The 21,552-nt window shown below is 41.7% G+C and carries 18 protein-coding genes and 3 pseudogenes; 17 read left to right on the top strand and 4 right to left on the bottom strand.

Annotation, left to right across the window (positions count from 1 at the left end):
• From ACWIUD_RS10690 to trpS, 17 genes and pseudogenes are all read left to right on the top strand, one after another.
• The coding region (locus tag ACWIUD_RS10690; protein WP_454148937.1) for a hypothetical protein at positions 1–1,074 on the top strand (1,074 nt) is incomplete at its 5' end.
• Positions 1,067–1,735 (top strand): cell division ATP-binding protein FtsE, encoded by a 669-nt coding sequence (locus tag ACWIUD_RS10685; protein ID WP_454148935.1) that lies wholly within the window; start codon positions 1,067–1,069, stop codon positions 1,733–1,735. The genes ACWIUD_RS10690 and ACWIUD_RS10685, both read left to right, overlap by 8 nt.
• Positions 1,722–2,534: a cell division protein FtsX gene (locus tag ACWIUD_RS10680; RefSeq protein ID WP_454148933.1), complete on the top strand. Its 813-nt coding sequence runs from the start codon at positions 1,722–1,724 to the stop codon at positions 2,532–2,534. The genes ACWIUD_RS10685 and ACWIUD_RS10680 overlap by 14 nt, the downstream gene beginning before the upstream one ends.
• Position 2,535: 1 nt before the next feature.
• Positions 2,536–3,780, top strand: a complete 1,245-nt coding sequence (locus tag ACWIUD_RS10675; protein ID WP_454148931.1) for a murein hydrolase activator EnvC family protein — start codon at positions 2,536–2,538, stop codon at positions 3,778–3,780.
• 54 nt (positions 3,781–3,834) lie between these two features.
• Positions 3,835–4,209, top strand: a complete 375-nt coding sequence (locus ACWIUD_RS10670; protein WP_454136289.1) for a flagellar protein FlaG — start codon at positions 3,835–3,837, stop codon at positions 4,207–4,209.
• 3 nt (positions 4,210–4,212) lie between these two features.
• The gene (fliD, locus tag ACWIUD_RS10665) at positions 4,213–6,195 is read left to right on the top strand and encodes a flagellar filament capping protein FliD (RefSeq protein ID WP_454148929.1); all 1,983 of its coding nucleotides are present in this window, start codon (positions 4,213–4,215) and stop codon (positions 6,193–6,195) included.
• Between the two features lie 21 nt (positions 6,196–6,216).
• Entirely contained in the window at positions 6,217–6,597 is a 381-nt protein-coding gene (gene fliS / locus ACWIUD_RS10660) for a flagellar export chaperone FliS (protein WP_454148927.1), read from the top strand.
• Positions 6,560–6,904 (top strand): hypothetical protein, encoded by a 345-nt coding sequence (locus tag ACWIUD_RS10655; RefSeq protein WP_454148925.1) that lies wholly within the window; start codon positions 6,560–6,562, stop codon positions 6,902–6,904. The genes fliS and ACWIUD_RS10655 overlap by 38 nt, the downstream gene beginning before the upstream one ends.
• Before the next feature lie 287 nt (positions 6,905–7,191).
• Positions 7,192–8,865, top strand: coding sequence for a S1 RNA-binding domain-containing protein (locus ACWIUD_RS10650; protein ID WP_454148923.1), 1,674 nt, complete (start codon positions 7,192–7,194; stop codon positions 8,863–8,865).
• The gene (locus ACWIUD_RS10645; RefSeq protein ID WP_454148921.1) at positions 8,862–9,383 is read left to right on the top strand and encodes a hypothetical protein; all 522 of its coding nucleotides are present in this window, start codon (positions 8,862–8,864) and stop codon (positions 9,381–9,383) included. Before ACWIUD_RS10650 ends, ACWIUD_RS10645 begins: the two co-directional genes overlap by 4 nt.
• Before the next feature lie 3 nt (positions 9,384–9,386).
• Positions 9,387–10,976: a phosphoglycerate dehydrogenase gene (gene serA / locus ACWIUD_RS10640; protein WP_454148919.1), complete on the top strand. Its 1,590-nt coding sequence runs from the start codon at positions 9,387–9,389 to the stop codon at positions 10,974–10,976.
• 10 nt (positions 10,977–10,986) lie between these two features.
• Positions 10,987–11,283 (top strand): annotated as a pseudogene (locus tag ACWIUD_RS10635) (tetrahydrofolate dehydrogenase/cyclohydrolase catalytic domain-containing protein); the annotation flags it as partial.
• A 555-nt stretch (positions 11,284–11,838) separates the two neighbouring features.
• Positions 11,839–12,360, top strand: a pseudogene (locus ACWIUD_RS10630) (bifunctional 5,10-methylenetetrahydrofolate dehydrogenase/5,10-methenyltetrahydrofolate cyclohydrolase); the annotation flags it as partial.
• Positions 12,347–13,207: pseudogene (gene lepB / locus ACWIUD_RS10625) on the top strand (signal peptidase I); the annotation flags it as partial. The pseudogenes ACWIUD_RS10630 and lepB, both read left to right, overlap by 14 nt.
• 798 nt (positions 13,208–14,005) lie before the next feature.
• Complete coding sequence (locus ACWIUD_RS10620; protein ID WP_454148945.1) at positions 14,006–14,626, top strand: site-2 protease family protein; 621 nt, start codon at positions 14,006–14,008, stop codon at positions 14,624–14,626.
• A gap of 11 nt (positions 14,627–14,637) precedes the next feature.
• Positions 14,638–15,066: a ribose 5-phosphate isomerase B gene (gene rpiB, locus ACWIUD_RS10615; protein WP_454148917.1), complete on the top strand. Its 429-nt coding sequence runs from the start codon at positions 14,638–14,640 to the stop codon at positions 15,064–15,066.
• A gap of 9 nt (positions 15,067–15,075) precedes the next feature.
• Positions 15,076–16,095, top strand: a complete 1,020-nt coding sequence (gene trpS, locus ACWIUD_RS10610; protein ID WP_454148915.1) for a tryptophan--tRNA ligase — start codon at positions 15,076–15,078, stop codon at positions 16,093–16,095.
• A 368-nt stretch (positions 16,096–16,463) separates the two neighbouring features.
• Here trpS and rpoD read toward each other — a convergent pair whose 3' ends face one another.
• From rpoD to guaB, 4 genes are all read right to left on the bottom strand, one after another.
• Positions 16,464–18,830: an RNA polymerase sigma factor RpoD gene (gene rpoD, locus ACWIUD_RS10605; protein WP_454148913.1), complete on the bottom strand. Its 2,367-nt coding sequence runs from the start codon at positions 18,828–18,830 to the stop codon at positions 16,464–16,466.
• Positions 18,831–18,894: 64 nt separating this feature from the next.
• Positions 18,895–19,764: a carbon-nitrogen hydrolase family protein gene (locus ACWIUD_RS10600; RefSeq protein WP_454148911.1), complete on the bottom strand. Its 870-nt coding sequence runs from the start codon at positions 19,762–19,764 to the stop codon at positions 18,895–18,897.
• Complete coding sequence (gene xseB / locus ACWIUD_RS10595; RefSeq protein ID WP_454148909.1) at positions 19,761–19,967, bottom strand: exodeoxyribonuclease VII small subunit; 207 nt, start codon at positions 19,965–19,967, stop codon at positions 19,761–19,763. Before xseB ends, ACWIUD_RS10600 begins: the two co-directional genes overlap by 4 nt.
• Positions 19,968–19,971: 4 nt before the next feature.
• Positions 19,972–21,426, bottom strand: a complete 1,455-nt coding sequence (guaB, locus tag ACWIUD_RS10590; protein ID WP_454148907.1) for an IMP dehydrogenase — start codon at positions 21,424–21,426, stop codon at positions 19,972–19,974.
• Positions 21,427–21,552 lie beyond the last annotated feature (126 nt).

The raw sequence follows: 21,552 nt of genomic DNA, 5'->3' as shown, positions 1-21,552 counted from the left end.
ATTTCAAAGTCTCTTATTTTTTCGCAAAAGGGCTGCACCCCCCACCCCGCTCCCCCTACGCGCCAAAAGCTGCCGCTTTTCGCTTTTAGGGGGAGTGCCTCGCTTTCTCCGCTTCTAGCAAAAAATCGGCACTCGCACTACTGCTCGTTTGCTCCCGATTTTTTGCACCACGAAGCGGGCGAGATTAAGGGTGCTTCGCACGAATTAGATTTTAATTTGGATTGCCACGATTTGACTTCGTCAAATCTCGCAATGACGAAAAAAATACAAAAAAACGCAGAATCTAGCACAAAATCGCAGAATCTCAACGCAGAATCTAATTCACAAAATACCCACCCCCTAGCCCCCTCCGCAAGGGAGGGGGGATTTTTGTGTGAATCCGCGCACATTTTTGAGGGGGAACAAAATGCAGATTCTGCGAATGAAACGAAAATCGCAGAATCTAACATAAAAACGCAGAATCTGAAAATGGATTGCCACGATTTGACTTCGTCAAATCTCGCAATGACGGATTTAGATTCTTCGCTTCGCACAAGTGCTTCGCGCGAGAATGACAAAAAAACGCAGAATCTGAAAATAGATTGCCACGATTCTGCTACGCAGAATCTCGCAATGACGGACAACAGCGCAGATTCTGCAAATGAAATAAAAAACGCAGAATCTACGCTAAAAACGCAGAATCTGAAAATAGATTGCCACGATTTTGCTACGCAAAATCTCGCAATGACGGAAAATGACACATTAGATTCTGCGAATCGCACAAAAATCGCACATTCTCGCACGAAAAACGCACATTCTGCAAATCAAATCAAAATCACGCACCCTCGCAAAATTCACGCACTTTTGGGGAAAAAGTTTCGCACGGAGGAATATTTTTTGCATATAAAAAGTGCGTATAAAATCGATGGGCAAAGTGGCGGAATGGTGCTTTTTGTGGCGTTTGGAGCGTATTACGCGCCAAGCAATGCGTATTTTTTGATTAGCGAAAATCACATAGAGGCACTAAGCGATATCATCCCGACACGCGCAAATATCGAGGCGATAAATCTACTTATGGAGCATTTGGGTGATTAGTGCGAAAAATCTGCATTTGGGTTATGGTAAGGATTTAATCATCAAAAATGCCACATTTGAGGTGAAAAAAGAGGATTTTATATTCATCACAGGCGTTAGCGGAAGCGGGAAAAGCACGCTTTTGCGCTCAATGTATGGGAATTTGCCCGTTAGAAGCGGTGCTTTGAGTGTGTGCGGATTTAACCTGCATAATGCCAAAAAGCGCGATATTGCGAGTTTGCGCCGAAAAATCGGCATTATTTTTCAGGATTACAAACTCATCAAAGAGTGGAGCGTGGCAAAAAATATTATGCTTTCAATGGAGATTGCAAATCATCCGCCCACGCGCGCAAAGCGCATCGAGCAAATGGAGCATTTATTAGCGCACGTGAAATTAGAGCATAAAATCAAAAAATACCCCCTTGAATTAAGCGGAGGCGAACAGCAAAGAGTGGCGTTAGCACGGGCGATGGCGACTACGCCAAAGATTATTTTCGCTGATGAACCAACCGGAAATTTGGATGATTATAGTAGTAATATCATTTGGCGACTTTTAGAGGGCGCAAATGAGCAACTTCACGCCACAATAGTCGTTGTCACGCATAGAATGCCTGATGAGATAAATGCGCAAAAATTTCGCAGGTTGCATATTGAAAATGGAGCGGTTTATGAGAATATTTAGGCAATATCTATCGCTTCTAATTCCGCTCATTGCGCTACTAATCGGGATTGAGAGCATTATTTTGGCGTCCCGTGCGCTAAATTATTATGAGCATTTGGTGGGGAAAAACTACGCCATTGTGATTGTGAGTAATAAAGAGTTGAAATTAAGCGATATAAAATCTCGCATAAATGAAGCGCACTCGCTTTTCGCGCTAGAATCGCAAAGCATTTTGGAAGATATCACAAAAAATTTCAAAGATAAAACAAAGGAAAATCTCCAAAATTCACTGCCATTTTTTTACTCGCTGAAACTATCAACCTTCCCAAATCAAAGCAAAATCACGCAAATTGAAAGCGCGTTAAAAAACATAAATGGCATTTATCGCGTAGAATCTTTTAGCAAAACACATAATCAAACCTACCGCCTGCTCGTGCTTTTAAAGGGTAGTGCGTTTGTTTTAAGCGTGATAATTATGCTTTTAAGTCTGCTTTTGATGATAAAGCAAGTGGAGGTTTGGCGATTTGAGCATAGTGAGCGAATGGAGATAATGACATATTTTGGCGCGAGTGCAAAGATGAAAAATGCCCCGCTTTACAAACTCGCGCTGATTTCATCGCTTCTTGCGACAAGTGCGGTGATTGCCGGGATTATTTTTGCGTCTAAAAATGCCAAAATTAGCGCGATTATGGCGATGCTTGGCATTGATATTTTTAGTGCGCAGAATCTTGCGGTGGATTCTTCGATTTTGGCATTTAGTGCTTATACAATCTCGATGATTGCGGTGTTTGTGGTGATTTTATTTCAAAAAGAACCCTAAAATGCGACTTTTGCTAATCTTTTTCCTCGCCATCGCGCTTTTTGGCGATACAAATAAAAATATCAAAACAAATGAAAAAAAGTTAGAAAATATCGCCTCAAAGGCAGATTCCATAAATGCGAAGTTGAAAAGTTTGGGGGCAAATATCAATGATAAAAATGCAAAAATCAAAGAGTTAGAGCGACAAATAAATGCGCTAAATAAAAATATCAGCGAAAATCAAAAGAGTTTTGAGGCGCAAGAGAGGGTTTTCAAAGAAACTAATGAACGACAAAATGCGCTAAATTCGCGCCTAAATGCACTTCAACAAGAATTTATCGATAGAGTTTTGCGGGAAGTCGCCATCATTATGATGCTAAATCAAAAGGAAGCATTGAGCGAGGATGCAATCATTAGCGAGGAAGTTTTGAAGCATTTAAGCGCGAGTGCAAGGGCGGATATCGAGGTTATTTTAAAAGAGCAAGAGAGGGTAAAAGTGGATTTAGATTCTGCGAAAATTCGCATTGATAACGCAAAAAAAGTCATAAATTCGCAGTTGAAAAAACGCGAGATTCTGCAACTCGCCATAAATGAGCAAAAAAATCTCATCAAAAAAATGAATAGCGAGTTAGGAAATTATGATGATGAATTGAAGCGTTTGGATAAAGAGCGCGTGGGAATTCAAAAGATTTTGGTGGATTTAAATATTTTAAAAAAGAAAGAGTTGCAAGAGCAGGAAAAAAAGCGCAAGGCACTTTTGGCGAAAAAGGCAGATTCTGCGAAAAACGCAGAATCTAAGCAAAAATCCTCCGCCCTCCCAATCGCTCCGCTTGAAGTGCGGCAAATCGGCAGTTCCTATCGCAATGTAAGCACCGCAAAATACAACGGCACAAAGACGATTGCGCCACTGAAAAACTACAAAATTTTGACAAAATATGGACCATATTTTGACCCGGTTTATAAAATGCGTGTTTTTAATGAATTTGTCACATTTGGCGTGAATACCCGCTCTGCTGTGCAATCTGTGATGGATGGAAAAGTCGTATTTGCCAAAAGCACGCCGGTGCTTAAAAAAGTCGTAATTATAGAGCATAGAAATGGCATTCACACGATTTATTCATATTTAGATGAAATTCCGCGCAATATTTCTGTAAATACGCGCATAAAAAAGGGCGACACAATCGCATTTGTGAGCGAAAAACTGCACTTTGAAGTCACGCAAAAAGACAAGCATATCGACCCGCTTCAACTAATAAAAGTTAAATAAAAAACTTGCTTTTTTTACCGATAATAAAAAATATTTTTTGCAAACGGAGATTTTATGATGATAAATTCTGTTACAAATACGCAAATTTATAATGTTATGCAACAAAGCACTTATGATGACACTTCTAAAACAAATCTCGTAACCACGCAGTTCAAAGTCGGCAATGAGCGATTAGATGAACTCACAAAAGAGCAAAAGGCAGATTTGGAAAAGCAACTTTTGGAATTGGCGCAATATTTAAATAAAGAAATGCAATCAATCACAACAAGTCTTATGTTTGATTATGAAGACTCCATCTCATCGCTTGTGCTAACGATAAAGCAACGCGATAGCGGGGAGATTATCCGTAAAATTCCCACCGATGAAGCGATGGAGTTGATGAAAAAAATGCGCGATATTATTAGCGTGATTTTTGATGCAAAAGGGTAGGGCGTGAATCCTTTGAGTTCGCTTGGCGTGGGTAGTGGCGTTTTAAATTACGACATTATCGATAAACTAAAAAAAGCAGATGAAAACGCGCAGGTTGCGCCCATTGATAGAAAATTACAGCAGAATCTAAATAAACAAACCGAACTTGCCGCATTAAAAGGAATGCTAAGCGCCCTACATAGCAACGCTAGAAAAATCTCCGATTACTCGACATATTTAGGGCGGAATGCCACTTCAAGCGATGAGAGCAAATTAAAAGTTAGCGCAAACGCCGGCGTCCCACCGCAGAATCTAACTATAAAAATCGATGAAATCGCCAAAAACTCCGTAAATGAGATTGGCAAGAAATTTTCATCACGCCAAGATAACTTCGCGGGATTTGATACAAGTCTAAATTTTCGCGTGGGCGGGAAGGATTACAGCATTGCAATTAGCGCAAATGAGAGTTTGGAGATGGTGGCACAAAAAATCATCGATGAAACGGACGGCGCGGTGAATGCGAGCATTATGAAAACAGGCAGTGGCGCAGAATCTTACTCTTTGATGATAAATTCAAAAGGCAGCGGCGCAGAATCTAATATATTTTTTGGGACGAATTTGGAGTCAAAAGAAATAAATAGCGTGGATTTCAAAGATGGCGATTTTAATCTCACTTTAATCACAAGCAGCGGGGCGCACAAGACGCTAAATATTAGCGCAGAGGGCAATTTAAGTGCGTTAAAATCGGCGATTTTAGATGCGCTAAGCAATGATTTGGAGTTCGCAGATTTGGTGAAAAATGGCAATATTAGCGTCTCAATCAGCGGTGATGGGAAAAAGATTTTGCTAAATGATAATAGAGGATTTGAAATTTCTGTGGGTGGCGAAAAAGCGGGAGAGATTTTCACAGATTTTATCGCAAATGAAAAAGACACGCTAATCGCTAAAAAAACCATCACAGGCGGGAAAATCAGCGGTGAAATCACAATTGGTGGCACAACAATCGACTTTGGCAAAATCACAGGCACTAGCGCAGAATCTAACAAAGAAGCGATTTTAGAGGCGATAAATAATATCGATGGATACAGCGCGAAAATCACAAAGGAAGGATTTTTGGCGATAAACTCCACCACAGGCGAGGTTAGCATAAAAGCACCAAAAGATAGCGAAGCATTAAAGGCACTTGGCATAAATGTCGGGACTTACAAAGACTTTGGCGTGGCAAATATCGGCATAAAAAATATTCAAAGCGCAAGTGACGCGCGATTTTCATACAATGGAGTGCAGATGACTCGCCCAAGCAATGTGGTAGATGATATCGTAAGTGGCGTCACACTCGAACTTTTTGGCGAAAGTGAGAATAATATAAGCGTCAGCATTTCGCAAAATACGCAGATGATTTTGGATGAAATAAAGGCATTCGCAGAATCTTATAATATGCTAATTCCAAAGTTAGAGGAACTCACGCGCTATGATGAGGATACAAAAATCGCCGGGGTTTTCAATGGAAATAGCGATATTCGAAGCATTAAAAGCAACCTGCGCCGTGCGCTTGGGATGACATATTTTGAGAATGGCAAAAATGTGAGTTTGGCGAACTTTGGCATTAGTTTTAATGACGATGGGAGAATGCTTATCGATGAAAGCAAACTGCGAAGCGAACTAAGCACGGACGCAGAATCTGCGATGAGTTTTTTTAGAGAAAGCAAAGTGATGATTGCAGGAAAAGAGGAAAGTAGAAAAGGCGTTTTTACGCTTGTGGAGCGGGAGTTAGACGCGCTAGTGGGACTTGGCGATTCTCGCCTAAAATTATTTGAGGAAAATCTCACAAATGACGATAAACGCCTAAAAGATGAGCGAAAACGCAATTTAGAGTTGCTAAACTCGCGCTATGAGACGATGGCAAATCGCTTTGCAGCGTATGACTCGCAAATCGCAAAGACAAATAACGCGTCAAATCACTTAAATATGCTAATTGAGCAATCCATCGCCGATAAGCGCAAATAAGGAAATATTTTGGAGGCAAGAATGACAAATCAAAATGCGTATATGTTATATCAGCAAACTCACACAAGCACGGAGTCGCCGCAAAAGTTGATTGAGATGCTTTATGAGGGGATTTTGCGATTTAGTAGTCTCGCAAAAAAGAGCATTGAGGCAGGCGATATTGAGAAAAAAATCTATTATATAAATCGCATTACAGATATTTTTACCGAACTTTTGAATGTGCTTGATTACGAGAATGGCGGGGAAGTGGCGCATTATCTAACGGGACTTTATATGCAGCAAATCAAATTTTTGACACAGGCGAACTTGGAAAATGACACGGCAAAGATTGACATTGTGATAAGAGTTGCGCGTGGGTTGCTTGATGCGTGGAGGGAAATCCACCAAAATAGCGGGATTTAGGGTGGATTCGCAGAATCTAAATGCAGAATCTAATGAAGATTCTGCGAGTGGTGAGCGTGGCAATCCAAATTCGCAGAATCTAAACGCAGAATCTTGGATAAATGCCCTAAAAATCGCACTTGTGAATAAAAATGAAGCACAAGCAATAAATTTAGTAGAAAATCTCCCATCGTTTGAAAAAGTGGATGAAATGACTTGCGCAAGGGAGTTAATCGCGCAAGTTAGCGAGTGGTTTTTGGCGGAGAAAAAAACTTTGGGCAAAAAAATGGAAAAGGTAAAAACACAAAGGCAATTTTTGAGATTTTAGATTCTGCGATTTTGTCGCACGAACCGCAGAATCTAAACCGCAGATTCTGCGATTTTGCTGTTTTGTGGCAAGATTCTGCAAATCTCACAAAAATCGCAGAATCTCACTAAAAATCGCAGAATCTAGCGCAGAATCTCATCATTTTCGCAGAATCTAAACCGCCATTTTCGCAGAATCTCACCACACAAAAAGCACGATTTCGCAGAATCTTTGTGCGATTTATATATTTTTTAAAAAATTTTGTATAATACGCACTTTTAATTTAAGCAAAGCAAGGATTTTTAAAAATGGCAATTTCAGAGGCAGAGTTAGCAAAAATCGAGTTAAGCAAAGATGAGCAAAATCTCTTCACAAACTCAATCAGCAAGGGCGCAGACGGCGCGGATGGCGACATTCAGCAAGGGAAAATCGTTGAGATAAATAAAGATTTTGCGATGGTGGATATCGGTGGGAAAAGCGAGAAAAAGCTCGACATTAGCGAGATTACAGGCAAAGATGGCGAGTTGCTTTTCAAAAAGGGCGATTTGCTAGCGGTATTTGTCAGCGGTGGTCGAATCTCGCATAAAAAGGCACAGCGACTACTAAAAGCAAAAGATGATTTAGAGGCGGTATCTAAAAAATATGGCGAAAATATCAAAAATAAAATCATCGAAGTAAGGTTATTAAGCAAAGCGAAAAATGGATTTATCGCGCAGTGGAGCGATGATGGCAAAGAGATTGAGTGCTTTTTGCCGTTTAGAGAATCGGCAATCAGCAAAGAAGCGAAGTTTAGCGATAAGGTTATCAAAGTTTGCATTACCAAGCTTGGCGAAAATAGCGTGATTATCTCGCGCAAGAGGTATTTTGACATCGCTGATAAGGTTAGAGGCGAAAAGATGAAAGAGCTAATGGAAGGCGATAAGATTTTGCGGGGTGAAGTTGTTAGCGTGACTGACTTTGGGATTTTTGTGAATATTGATGGCGTTGAGGGTATGATTCACGCAAGTGAGCTAAGTCATAAAAATTTCGCAACCCCTTCGCAACTCTACAAAGTAGGCGATATCGTGGAGGCAAAGGTGCTAAAATTTGATGAGGCAAAGTCCAAACTTTCGCTATCCATCAAAGCCCTCACAAAAGACCCGTGGGAGGACATCGCCACGCAGTTGCAAGTGGGATATACGATAAAGGCGGTGGTAAGTAGCATTAAAGATTATGGCGCGTTTGTCGATGCGGGCAATGATATCGAGGGATTTTTGCATATTACAGAAATGGCGTGGGAGAAAAATATCAAAAATCCGCACGATTATCTTCAAGTCGGGCAAGAAATCGATGTGGAGATTATCGAGCTAGACACGGCAAAAAAGCGACTTCGCGTTTCGCTTAAAAAACTCATCGATAAGCCATTTACGCAGTTTGTCAAAAAATACAAAGAGGGCGATTCAATAAGTGGCGAGGTAGCGACAATCACGGATTTTGGGGCGTTTGTGCGATTTGGCAAAGTCGATGGATTGCTTCACAACGAAGATTTATCGTGGGAGCGAAAGGACAAATGCAAGGATAAACTAAAAGTCGGCGAGACAATCGAAGTTAGGATTTTAAAAATTGACAGAGAAAAAGAAAAGATTTCGCTCTCGCGCAAGGCATTGCTGCAATCTCCCGCTAGCATTTTTGGTAAAACGCACAAAATAGGCGAGATTGTCAAAGGTGAAGTAGTCTCAATAAAGGACTTTGGCGTGTTTGTGAAAATTGACTCAAATGTCGATGCGCTCATTCAAAACGAGGATTTATCGCCGTTAAAAAAAGATGAAATCAAATTAAAAGACAGCATTGAGGCGTGTATCGTGCATATTGATAATAGTAGGATTCGCCTATCTGTGCGAAAATTATCACGCCAAAAAGAGCAAAACGCCATCGAAAATTACAACAAAAAAGACGATGGCAAAATGACTTTGGGAGATATTTTAAAAGATAAAATGCAATGAATTCTTTGATAAATGCGCTATTATTTATCACTGCAACCGCCTTGCTTGTGCTATTTGCGGTGCTTGTAAATGTGTATATGAAGGGATTAGAGTTGAAGGATTTAAATATTTTAGGCGATTGGGCGAATCTATCTAGCGCAGAATCTAGCACAAATTTCGCAGAATCTAGCACGAAAATCGCAGAATCTAGCACAGAATCTAACAAATTCGCAGAATCTTGGCGTGGCATTTTCGCAAAAAAAGAAATCCCGCACTTTCGCTATCCCGCGCCAGAGGCATTTATCACATTTGATTTAAGCGAAGCGAAAAGCACGGATATTTTGCAAATTAGCAATTTGGATAGCTACAAACTTTTTTGCCTAAAAGAGATTTTAAAAGCAAATAATGTAAAATTTACTTATGAGATTCTGCGCGGGAGGGCGACTTTGCGAGTTATTTTAGATTCAGCAAATAAGCGCAAAAATCTCTTAAATGACTTAAAGCGATACAATATCGCATATCACATCACAAAAGGATAGAAAATGAAGCATAAAATTATAGTCTGCGACCACATTCACAAGGCTGGGTTAGAGTTTTTGCAAAAAGAAAAAGACATTGAAATGGTGGATTACTCAAATCTCCCAAAAGATGAGCTTTTGACGAAGCTAAAAGACGCAGATGTGGCGATTACGCGAAGTTCTACGGAAGTGGGCGAGAAGTTTTTAAGCGCGGTTGGCAATCTTAAAGCAATCGTTCGCGCAGGTGTTGGCGTGGATAATGTGGATATTGAGGGTTGCTCCAAAAAGGGCATAATTGTGATGAATGTCCCCACCGCAAACACAATCGCAGCGGTTGAACTCACAATGGCACATATCATAAACTCCGTGCGCAATTTTCCCGGCGCAAATCATCAGCTAAAAGTGGAGCGCAAATGGAAGCGCGAGGATTGGTATGGCACGGAGTTAAAGGACAAAAAATTAGGCGTGATTGGCTTTGGCAATATCGGCTCACGCGTAGCAAAACGCGCAAAGGCATTTGAGATGGATATAATCGCTTATGACCCATATATCAAAGAATCTGTGATGATTGACGCAGGTGTGAAATGCGCCAAAAGTTTAGATGAAATCCTAAAATGCGACATTATCACCATTCACACGCCAAAAAATAACGAGACAAAAAACATCATCACAAAGGCACAAATTGATAAAATGAAAGATGGTGTGATTCTCATAAATGTCGCGCGTGGTGGGCTTTATAATGAAGCTGATTTGATAGATTCGGCAAAGAGTGGGAAGATTCGCCATCTTGGCGTAGATGTTTTTAGCAAAGAGCCTGCGATTGACAATCCACTTTTAGATTTGCCAAATATTTATGTAACGCCCCACATTGGCGCAAATACACTTGAATCACAAGAAAAAATCGCCCTTGAAGCCGCCACCGCCGCCGTTGAATCAGCGCGTGGTAGCAGCTATCCAAACGCGCTAAATTTGCCTATAAAAGAGAGCGAATTGCCAAACTTTATGAATCCATATTTGGAGTTAGCGCAAAAACTTGGCTTTTTTGTCTCACAAATCGCAAAGGACGCGATTCGTTCGTTAAAAATTACCACAAGTGGCACAATCGCGCCTTATGCCGAATCTTTGAGCGCGTTTGCTGCGCTTGGGATTTTGAAACATTCGCTTGGCGATAGCGTAAATTATGTAAATACGGCGTTTGTGGCAAAAGAGCGTGGCATAAATGTCGAAGTCGCCACAAAAGAGAGCGATTCAAGCATTTATAAAAATCTGCTAACCATAAAAATCACCAGCGCAAAAGGCGAAGAAATTGCGGTGAGCGGGTGTGTCTTTGATGAGGATAAACTTAGAATCGTAGAAATCAACGGCTTTGCGATGGACATCGAACCACAGGGCAAAATCGTGCTTTTCAAAAACACCGATGTGCCCGGCGTCATCGGCAACATAGGCAAAATTATGGAGCAAAACAATATCAATATCGCAGACTTTCGGCTAGGGCGCAACAACAAAGGCGAGGCGTTAGCGATGATAATCGTAGATAATGACATATTAGACGCCACACTTGGCGAACTTCGCAAAATAAAAGCGGCGTTATCTGTCAGCTATGTGGTGATTTAGGGGCGAATTTATGGGCGCGATTTTAGATGGCAAGGGTTTGAGCGAAAAAATCATAGCACAAGTCGCACTTGAAGTTGCGAATCTAAAAGCACAAGGCATTCTCCCCAAACTCTGCGTGATTTTGGTAGGCGAAAATCCAGCGTCAGTAAGCTATGTCAATATGAAAAAAAAGGCTTGTGAGCGCACGGGGATTGAATCGCAAATCATAAAGTTTGATGAAAATATCGCGCAAAAATCTTTGCTTGATGAAATCGCGCGTTTGAATGCCGATAAAAGTGTGAGCGGGATTTTGGTGCAGTTGCCTTTGCCAAAGCATATTGATACGGGCGTGATTTTGGAGGCGATTTGGGCAAAAAAAGATGTCGATGGGTTTTGCCCGTATAATGTGGGGAGACTTTTTTCAAATATTGCTGAATCTAGTGGCAATTCGTCTTTGGGTAATCATTGCGTAGATTTGCAAAATTTCGGGGCTTCGCAGACCGCTAGTCTAGTCTCAGCCCCAAAATTTCGCAAAAACTCCACAAGCACTACCGCAAATACTTCGATTGTAGATTCTGCGAACGCAGAATCTAATGAAAAAAATGCAAAAATTGCAGATTCTGCAAATTGTGCTTCAAATTGTCATATTGAGCGAAGCGAAATATCTCAAAAAAATAGAGATTCTTCGCTCAACTCTCGTTTCGCTCAGAATGACAAAATAAACGCAGAATCTCACACAGCGCACGATTCACAAGATAAACAATCGAAGGATTTGCGGTGTGGCTTTGCGCCGTTTTCGCGTGAAACAAGCGAGATAGAACTTGGGGTTCATCGAGCGCAGTTTTATGCGGAAACGGCGCAAATTGCATACCCAAAGGCAAATTGCCAACAAGGCGAATCTTTTGCAGATTCTACGCCTATTCTTGCTCCCGCTACGCCACTTGGCATTATGTGGCTACTCAAAGCCTACGACATTGAAGTCAGTGGCAAAAATGTCGCCATCATCGGTGCTAGCAATATCGTAGGCAAACCACTCTCCGCGCTTATGCTAAACGCAGGGGCGACAATTAGCGTGTGCCACATTTTGACAAAGGACATTAGCATTTTTACCAAAAGCGCGGACATCGTGTGCGTGGGCGTTGGCAAGGTGAATCTAATCACGGCAAATATGATAAAAGATGGCGCGATTGTGATAGATATTGGGATAAACAAGGTGGATGGCAAAATCAAAGGCGATGTGGATTTTGAATCTGTCGCAAAAAAGGCGAGTTTTATCACTCCTGTGCCGGGTGGCGTGGGACCGATGACGATTGCGATGTTGCTTAAAAATACGCTTTTATGTGCGCAAATCCTACACGAATCTAGCGCAAATCCCACCACAAAGGACAAAAATGAACTTCCTTAAAAAACTCTACGCATTTTCGACCACTTGGACGGGGACGATTATCATCGTGCTATTTCTTATCTTTTTTGTCGCACAAGCCTTTATAATCCCATCGCGCTCAATGGTAAATACGCTCTATGAGGGCGATTTGCTCTTTGTGAAAAAATTTTCCTACGGCATTCCAATCCCGCGAATCCCGTGGATTGAAGTCCCCGTATTGCCCGATTTTCGTGGCAACGGACACATAATAGAGGGCAAACGCCCCACACGCGGGGAGATTGTGATTTTTATCCCGCCACATTTAGAAAAGACTTATTTTGTGAAGCGCACATTTGCAACGCAGGGCGATGAAGTGGTGATGGCAAAGGACGGGCTGTATTTGCGTCCTGTTGAGGGCGATTCGCTGATAAGCGAAAAATACGCTGACTTTGAAAAGCGCGAATTTATGGGCAAGATTTTTGTGAAAAATCCGCTTATGCGCGAATTTAAGGGGATTCATTACAATGAAGTCGAGAGCATTTCTTACAATGCGCTTTTGATTCGCGCAAATACTTTAAATAAAAGTGCAATGAAGCCCTTTGAAGCGCGTAATGGCGAGATTTATTTTTATCATAAAGTTGAAGAAGACCACTTTTTTATGATAGGCGACAATCGCGATGGGAGCGAGGATTCGCGCTTTTGGGGCAGTGTGCCATACCGCGACATTATCGGCACGCCGTGGTTTATCTATTTTAGTCTAAATTTGGCAAATAGCGATGAATCCAAAATCGATTCAAAGCACACTTACAAAATCCGCTGGAATAGAATGTTTAAAGGTGTGGATGGATTAGAAAAATTAGCAACACAAAAGGCAGATTCTACAAATCACGCAAAAAACGCAGAATCTGCCCCCACTTCGTCATTGCGAGGCGAATCGATAGATTTGCCGAAGCAATCCACAAATTTTTGCGATAGCAAAAATGATAAAAACAATTCGTGCGACAGCACCAAATCTCGCCCGCTTCGTGGTGCAAAAAATCGGATTCAAGGTTGCAGTAGTGCAACCGCCGATTTTTTGCTAGAAGCGAAAGCTGGGCACTCCCCTAAAAGCGAAAAAGCGGCTGCTTTTTGGGAACACAATTTAAATGAAGTCTGGGGGAGCGGGAGCGGGGTGCAGCCCTTTTTGCGAGAAAAAACAAACGAATCAAATAAACAAAATAACGAAACTATCGCAGATTCTGCGAATCAAATAAAAAGCGCAGAATCCCACATAAAAGCGCAGAATCTAAAAATAGATTCTTCGATTCGTGCTTCGCACTCCGCCCAGAATGACAAAATGGATTGCCACGATTTTGCTACGCAAAATCTCGCAATGACGGAGAGTATCGCAGATTCTGCGATTCAAATGAAAATCGCAGAATCTGCTACAAATTCGCAGAATCTAATCGCAGAATCTAAAATAAAAATTACCCACCCCCTAACCCCCTCCGCAAGGGAGGGGGGACGAGTTGATTTAACCTCCGCAAGGGAGGGGGGATTTTTATATTGCCACGATTTGCAAAGCAAATCTCGCAATGACGAAATAAAAAGCAAAAATTCGCAGAATCTCGCAATGACAAGAAAAAACGCACTAGATTCTGCGATTTTAAGGTAGCAAATGCCCGACTTCAACCCACTTGATTTAGCCATAAAAATCGCCGTTTTGCTTATCGCAATCATCGGGCACGAGATTATGCACGGGTTTGTCGCACTAAAATACGGCGATACCACCGCAAAAATCGCAGGGCGATTAAGCATAAATCCCATTCGCCACATTGATATTTTTGGCTCTATTTTGTTGCCTTTGGGGCTATTTTTGCTAAATGCGCCATTTTTGTTTGGCTGGGCAAAGCCCGTGCCTGTGGATATTCGCAAAGTCATTGAAAATGGCGATTTTAACGGCGCGATTGCCGTCTCTTTGGCTGGAATCGCATATAATCTTTTCATTGCGCTTGTTGCAGCGATAATCTTACGCGCATTTTTTACGGGCGAATTACAGGGGGGATTGAGCTCGATTATGGCGTATTTTTTGGCACTTTGCGTGATTTATAATGTAGTCCTTGCCGTTTTTAATCTACTGCCTATCCCACCGCTAGATGGCGCACAGGCAGTAGGATATTTGAGCCTAAAATTTGGTAGCGATACAATCCCGCTATTTTTCAACAAAATCGAGCGATTTGGCATTGTGATTGTGATGGCGGTGCTATTTTTTGGCGCGAAATTTTTGGCAATCCCCATAAACGCGCTAATAAATCTATTTTTGGCTTAATGGAGGGCAAAATGACTTGTATTATCGGTTGCGACCACGCTGGGTTAGATTTGGCAAATGAGATTTTGGCGCACTTGCAAAATAGGGCTTCAAAGATTATCCACATTTTTCCGCAAAGTGGGCAAAAAGTGGATTACCCAGACTATGCGAATCTTACTTGCAAAGAAGTTTTGAGCGAAAATGCGTTTGGCATTTTGGTGTGTGGCAGTGGCATTGGTATGAGTATCGCCGCAAACAAAATTAAGGGCATTCGCGCCGCGCTTTGCGCAAATGAATATATGGCGCATTTTGCAAGGGCGCACAATAACGCAAATGTGCTGTGTTTGGGAGCGCGTGTGGTGGGGAGCGGTGTTGCGCTTGAAATCGTGGATAAATTTTTGGGCGCGGAGTTTGAGGGCGGACGGCATAAGATTCGCGTGGATAAAGTGAATCTAATGTAGGGGTGAAAAATGAATACAAATTCTACCAAATCGCAGAATCTAGCCCCCAAAAAAATCGTATTTTCGGGCATTCAGCCCACAGGGAGCATTCATATTGGCAACTATTTTGGCGCGATTAAGACTTGGGTGGCAAATCAGGCGATTTATGAAAATATCTTTTGCGTGGTAAATTCTCACGCAATCACGATTCGCCAAAATCCCGCCACCTTGCGCGAAGAGACGCTAAATCTTGCCACAATGCTACTTGCCTGTGGCATCAGCCCCCAAAAATCAAATCTCTTTATCCAAAGCGAAATCGACTATCACCCCGCGCTTGCGTGGATTTTGGATTGCAATATTTTTATGGGCGATATGAGCCGTATGACGCAGTTTAAGGACAAAAGCGCGAAAAATGCCAAAAATATCAATGTCGGACTTTTCAACTATCCCGCGCTTATGGCGGCGGATATTTTGCTCTATGACGCGGATTTAGTGCCTGTGGGGAGCGACCAAAAACAGCATATCGAGCTAACGCGCAATGTGGCGGAGAAATTTAACAAAGACTTTGGCGAGTGCTTTAAAATCCCAGACGCGCTCATCGTGCGCGAAAGAGCTAGGATTATGGGATTAGACAACCCAAGTATAAAAATGAGCAAAAGCGTGAAATCGCCCAATCACGCAATCTTTTTGCTAGATTCGCCCGATGATATTTCGCGCAAAATCAAACGCGCGGTAACGGATTCAGATGGCAAAATCGCCTTTGATGAATCCCGCGCAGGGCTTTATAATCTGCTTTGTATGGTGGAGATTTTAAGTGGCAAAAATCGCAGTGAAATTGAGAGTGAATTTAGTGGCAAAGGCTATGGTGCGCTAAAAAGTGCGCTTGCCGAACTTTTAATCGCAGAGCTAACGCCGATTCGTGAAAAATATAACGACTTGCAAAAAAATAGGGATTTTGTGATGGATATTCTAAAACAAGGGCGCGAAAATGTCGCCCCCATCGCAAAAGCGACTTATGAAAGAGCAAAAAAAATGGTGGGGTTATTTTGAAAAAAAGGTGAATCAAATCATAAAATTTCCGTCATTGCGAAGGCTTTGAAAAAGCCGAAGCAATCCAAAACACACGAATCTAAAAGATAAATAAAATAAATGACCCAAAAGCGAATCGATAAATTATTTGCATTTAGATTCGCCTAAATTAAGCGATTCGCATAAGATTCACGAATCGCTGAAATAGATTGCTTCGCCTTGCCTTTGGCAAGGACTCGCAATGACGAAAAACACACGAGATTCTGCGCTACGCACAAGTGCTTCGCTCAAAATGACATTTTTTTTGGATTGCTTCGTCAGTGCTACGCACTTCCTCGCAATGACGATTTTTCAAACTCCCGCAAAGACGCGCACGAGACAAACGCGTTTCAATCCTCCATATATTTTTTTAAGTTCCTTCCCACTCTCGGATGTTTTAGTTTTTTTATCGCACTTGATTCGATTTGGCGCACTCGCTCACGCGTAACATTTAATTCCTTGCCGATTTCCTCAAGCGTCCTATCGCTCTCATCATCAAGCAGCCCAAAGCGCATTTTGATTACCGCCCGTTCGCGTTCATTTAGTTGCGACAAAACATCTTCGATTTGGTTTCGCAAATCATCTTTTAGCACCTGCTCCATCGGTCCTATGATATTTTTATCCTCCACAAAGTCCCCATATTTGCCGTCATCATCGTTGCCGATTGGAGCGTCCAAACTAATTGGCTCTTTTGTCATTTTTATCACATTTTTGATTTTATCGATGGGGATTGCCACCTCTTTTGCGATATTGTCAATATCAGATTCCTTGCCGTGCTTTTGCATATAGTCGCGCTGTGCTTTATTGATTTTATTCACGGTGTCAATCATATGGATAGGGATTCGAATCGTCCGCGCTTGGTCGGCTATGGCGCGTGAAATGGCTTGTTTAATCCACCAAGTCGCATAAGTGGAGAATTTCAAATCTCTCTTGTATTCAAACTTATCCACCGCCTTCATTAGCCCGATATTGCCCTCTTGAATCAAATCCAAAAACGGCAACCCGCGATTGGTATATTTTTTAGCGTTTGATACCACAAGGCGCAGGTTGCTTTTTGCCATTTTGTTTTTTGCCTCATCGACTATGACTTTGCCCCGCTTGATTTGCTCCAAAATCTCTTTTAGCTTCTCTGGCTCTAAATCAAAGCTATCCTTACTCGCTTCCTTTGTCAAAATCAGCTTTTTTATCTCCACATAAGTGCTTACCATAGTCGTCTCTGGCACAGCTTGGGCGATGTCGGCTTTGCTCATATTTGTGATATTTAAGAGAATCTTGCGGTGATTTTCGCGCAATGTTTCATTAAAAAGCGGGAGTTTGTATTCTAACTTTTTCATTTCGCGCTCAAAGGATTCATCGCCTTTTAGGACATTTTCCATAATCTTTACGATTTCAGTGATTAGCTTACTTGTTGGTCCCAAAGCAAGTAATTTTTCTTTCAGCACTTCCTTTTTATGCGCCAAAAGCAAAATATCGCTTAATTTCGTCAAATCCTGCGGGAGCGAATCGCGCGTCTTTAACATATCTTTTCTAGCTTTATCCAAATCCTTAAACGCCGACAGCACGGCTTTTACGCGCTCATTGTCTTTGGCAGTCTTTTTGGGTGGCTTTGCTTTAAATTCGCCATCCTCAAATTCATCAAAATCCTCGTCCTCATCGTCCTTTTTGTCGTCATTTAGCATTAAATCATCGCTGTCATCATCAAATCCCTCTTTGCCATCCTTGTCCTCAAAGTTTTTAAACAGCTCTTTTACGCGCCGCTCACGATTTATCAGCGCATCGCGATAGTTGTAAATAAACTCCGTGAGATATGGCACAGAGCAAATCGCGTCAATGATAATATTTTCGCCTCGCTCCATATTGCGCCCAAGCTCGGTTTCCTCATCCTTTGTAAGCAACTGAATCTGCCCCATTTCGCGCAAATACATTCGCACAGGGCTATCGCTTCTGCTCCATTCAAGCGATTCGCGCTTTTTTAGCAAGTCAAATTCATCATCGGCATCATCATCTAGCTGCTTTTTCTTTTGCTCTTTGGCGAGCTGCTTTTCCTCGTAATTTAGCTTTTTGGCAAGCTCTGATGAGCTAACAAAGGACTTTTTATATTTTTTGGCAAAAATCTCAATCTTTTGAATTTGGCTCTCCGTAGGTGGCTTTTTAAGCGTGGCTGCGATTTCCTCATACGCGACAAAATCGCCATCTTTTTTCCTAAAAAGCTGCTCCAAGCGTCCCATTGGCGTTTTTGCCTCTTTTATCTCTTTTTGTTTTTTTTCAACTTTTTGTTTGCTTTCGATTTTTGGTGCAGAATCTGCTTTTTTTGTAGATTCTGCGATTTTTGGCTTTGGTGTGAGTTTTTTTGCTGAATTTGCTTTTTTCGCAGAATCTGCGCTAGATTTTGCGATTTTGGCGGATTTTGTGATTTTTGGTGCTGAATCTTTTTTTGTGGTTTTTGCTTTTGGTGCAATGTGTTTTTTAGCGACTTTTGGCGCAGAAACTATTTTTTTTGTAGATTCTGCGATTTTTGGCTTTGTGGCGATTTTTTTTGCTAAATTTGCTTTTTTCGCAGATTTCGCAGAATCTTTTACAGATTTCACTGAAACTACCTTGCTTGGCTTTTTGGCGGGTTTTTTGGCAAATTTGATTGTTTTATATTTGCTTAAATTTAGTTTTGCCTTTTTCGCTGAATCTGTTGCGGTTTTTGTGGTGGATTTTTTAGTGCTCATATTTTTCCCCTTTGGATTTTCAAATATCGAAAAATTTTTGCTTTTACTATAATTTTGCTTAAAATTATCTTAATTTCCAAATTTCTTTTGTTTCATTTAGTAACTTTAAATCAATCTCACTTACCAAAATGCCATCTTTTTCGCCCAGCATATCGCCCAAACTCCCATCAGGTAAGGCGATAAAGCTCTCCCCATAAAAATCCCACGCAACACCACCATCGATTTTGTCCGCCATAAATCTGCCCGTGCGATTCGCACGCACCACAAAGCAAGAATTTAAAAACGCACGAGTTTGCAAAAGACGCTGCCACCGCGCATTTGAGCCAAATGAACTACTTGTCGGCACACACAAAATATCCACGCCCTTTTTGCGTAAATCTATCATAATCTCATCAAAGTGCGCCTCCCAGCCAAAAATCGCACTTACTTTCAATCCGCACACTTCAAAAATCAGCGCAGAATCTGCGGTAGATTCTGCGATTTTGCGTTTTTTTGCGGTAGATTCTGCGGATTTGCGAGATTCTGCGATTTTCGTGCGAGATTCTGCATTTTTAATAGATTCTGCGTTATCAAAAAATGATTTTTCATCCCAATGCGGATAGCTCATCAACCGCGTGGCGCGATAATATTTCACATTCGCAGAATCTACCACCAAAATGCTTTTATAAACGCTCCCATCCACCCACTCAATCAACGGCGCAACGATGGTGGTTTGATACTTTTTTGCTAACCCCGCCAAATATTTCTCGCCCACCGCAAATTCCCTTTTTAGCGCACTTTTCGTGTGATATTCTTTGAAAAATTTATTTAGCACAAAATCGCCAAGCACCATTAAATCAATCTCTTTTTTACGCAATTTTAACGCACTCAAATGCTTATCCAAAATCTTATTTTGTGGCGAAATATGCGCAAACTGCGCGATTAAAATCTTCATTTATTGCCCTCTTTTTTGTTGATTTCATCATATAAATTTTTGGCGGATTCAAGCATTTTTTGCGCTTCGTTTATCTCATCTACGCCGTCTTTGTAGAGTTGCATTCCGTCTTTTAGCGTGATTTCGGTGCTATTTAGCTTGTCGATGATTTGCTTTATCTTTGCGATTCTATCCTCAAAGTGAATATTGTCTTTTTCGCTCATAAGCCTATCCTATGTGATAATTTGGCGATTCTTTGGTAATATCGACATCGTGGACATGGGATTCGCGAAGTCCTGCGCTTGTGATTTCCACAAAGTCGGCGTTTTTCCAAAATGTAGGAATGTCCTTGCTCCCCAAATATCCCATAGAGCTTCGCAATCCGCCCTCTAACTGAAAAATAATATCGCGAATCTTGCCCCTATACGGCACTCGCCCTTCAATGCCCTCTGGCACGAGCTTATCTTGCGCTACACCCTCTTGGAAATATCTATCACTGCTACCACTAGCCATCGCCCCGATACTGCCCATACCACGATAGTTTTTGTATTGTCGTCCTTGATAAATGATTAAATCGCCCGGCGTTTCTTCGCACCCTGCAAACATACTGCCTATCATCACGCAACTTGCGCCCAAAGCGATTGCCTTTGCGACATCGCCTGAATATTTTATCCCGCCATCGGCGATTATTGGAATCTTATGCTTTTTTGCCTCTGCCACGCAGTCCATAATCGCTGAAATCTGTGGCATTCCCACACCTGCTACGATTCGCGTGGTGCAAATACTGCCCGGTCCTATGCCGACTTTTACAGCGTCCGCCCCTGCGCTAATCAAATCGCGCGTGGCTTCTTTGGTAACGACATTGCCTACGATTAAGTCTATCGTTAGCTCTTTTTTTATCGCTTCAATGGTTTTTAGCACATTTATCGAATGCCCGTGTGCGCAATCTAGCACGATGACATCAACTCCCGCTTCGACTAACGCCCTAGCTCTGTCAATTTGGAGGACGCCAATCGCTGCGCCCACGCGAAGTCGCCCTAGCGCGTCTTTGTTTGAGTTTGGATATTCGATGCGCTTTTGAATGTCTTTTATGGTGATTAGCCCTTTTAGGACATTTTGGGTGTTTATTATGGGGAGTTTTTCGATTTTGTGTTTGTGCATAATCTTTTTTGCTTCATCAAGCGTCGTGTTTTCTTTTGCCGTGATGAGCGGGGCTTTTGTCATCACATCGCCTACTAATTTTCGCAAATCCCGCTCAAATCGCGTGTCTCTATTCGTAAGAATGCCGATGAGTTTGCCTTCACTATCCACCACAGGGACGCCTGAAATCTTGTAATTATCGGTGATTAGCTTTGCGTCTGCTAGGGTTCTGTCGGCTTGAATGTAAATAGGGTCGGTTATGACGCCAGATTCGCTTTTCTTTACCTTTTTTACTTGGCTCATCTGCGCGTTTATGTCCATATTTTTGTGGATTATGCCAATTCCCCCCATTCTAGCCATAGAAATCGCCGTATTGTATTCAGTAACCGTATCCATTGCCGCACTCACAAAGGGCGAATTTAGCGTGATATTTTTGCTTAATTTTGACTTCACGCTAACTTCTTTTGGCAAAACTTCGGAGTAGCGTGGGACAAGCAAAATATCCTCGAAAGTTAGGGCTTTTTTGATGATTTTCTCTGCCATTTTTTCAACCTTTCATTTTTTAGATTTGTCATTTTTTTAATTTGTCATTTTTAGATTTGCCATTTTTAGATTCACGGGGCGAAATCTCTAAAATTAAAAAATTTTGGCATTATATCGTTTTGGTGC

This window comes from Helicobacter sp. 23-1044 (assembly GCF_053654695.1).
Note: the sequence above shows the minus strand (reverse complement) of the source record. Positions and strands in the feature narration are given on the sequence as shown.

Bases quoted from the DNA above. Each gene is read 5' to 3' on its own strand.
- ACWIUD_RS10680 (WP_454148933.1), top strand. From the start codon at position 1,722: ATGAGAATATTTAGGCAATATCTATCGCTTCTAATTCCGCTCATTGCG.
- ACWIUD_RS10675 (WP_454148931.1), top strand. From the start codon at position 2,536: ATGCGACTTTTGCTAATCTTTTTCCTCGCCATCGCGCTTTTTGGCGAT.
- ACWIUD_RS10670 (WP_454136289.1), top strand. From the start codon at position 3,835: ATGATGATAAATTCTGTTACAAATACGCAAATTTATAATGTTATGCAA.
- fliS (WP_454148927.1), top strand. From the start codon at position 6,217: ATGACAAATCAAAATGCGTATATGTTATATCAGCAAACTCACACAAGC.
- ACWIUD_RS10655 (WP_454148925.1), top strand. From the start codon at position 6,560: ATGCGTGGAGGGAAATCCACCAAAATAGCGGGATTTAGGGTGGATTCG.
- ACWIUD_RS10650 (WP_454148923.1), top strand. From the start codon at position 7,192: ATGGCAATTTCAGAGGCAGAGTTAGCAAAAATCGAGTTAAGCAAAGAT.
- ACWIUD_RS10645 (WP_454148921.1), top strand. From the start codon at position 8,862: ATGAATTCTTTGATAAATGCGCTATTATTTATCACTGCAACCGCCTTG.
- serA (WP_454148919.1), top strand. From the start codon at position 9,387: ATGAAGCATAAAATTATAGTCTGCGACCACATTCACAAGGCTGGGTTA.
- rpiB (WP_454148917.1), top strand. From the start codon at position 14,638: ATGACTTGTATTATCGGTTGCGACCACGCTGGGTTAGATTTGGCAAAT.
- trpS (WP_454148915.1), top strand. From the start codon at position 15,076: ATGAATACAAATTCTACCAAATCGCAGAATCTAGCCCCCAAAAAAATC.
- rpoD (WP_454148913.1), bottom strand. From the start codon at position 18,830: ATGAGCACTAAAAAATCCACCACAAAAACCGCAACAGATTCAGCGAAA.
- ACWIUD_RS10600 (WP_454148911.1), bottom strand. From the start codon at position 19,764: ATGAAGATTTTAATCGCGCAGTTTGCGCATATTTCGCCACAAAATAAG.
- xseB (WP_454148909.1), bottom strand. From the start codon at position 19,967: ATGAGCGAAAAAGACAATATTCACTTTGAGGATAGAATCGCAAAGATA.
- guaB (WP_454148907.1), bottom strand. From the start codon at position 21,426: ATGGCAGAGAAAATCATCAAAAAAGCCCTAACTTTCGAGGATATTTTG.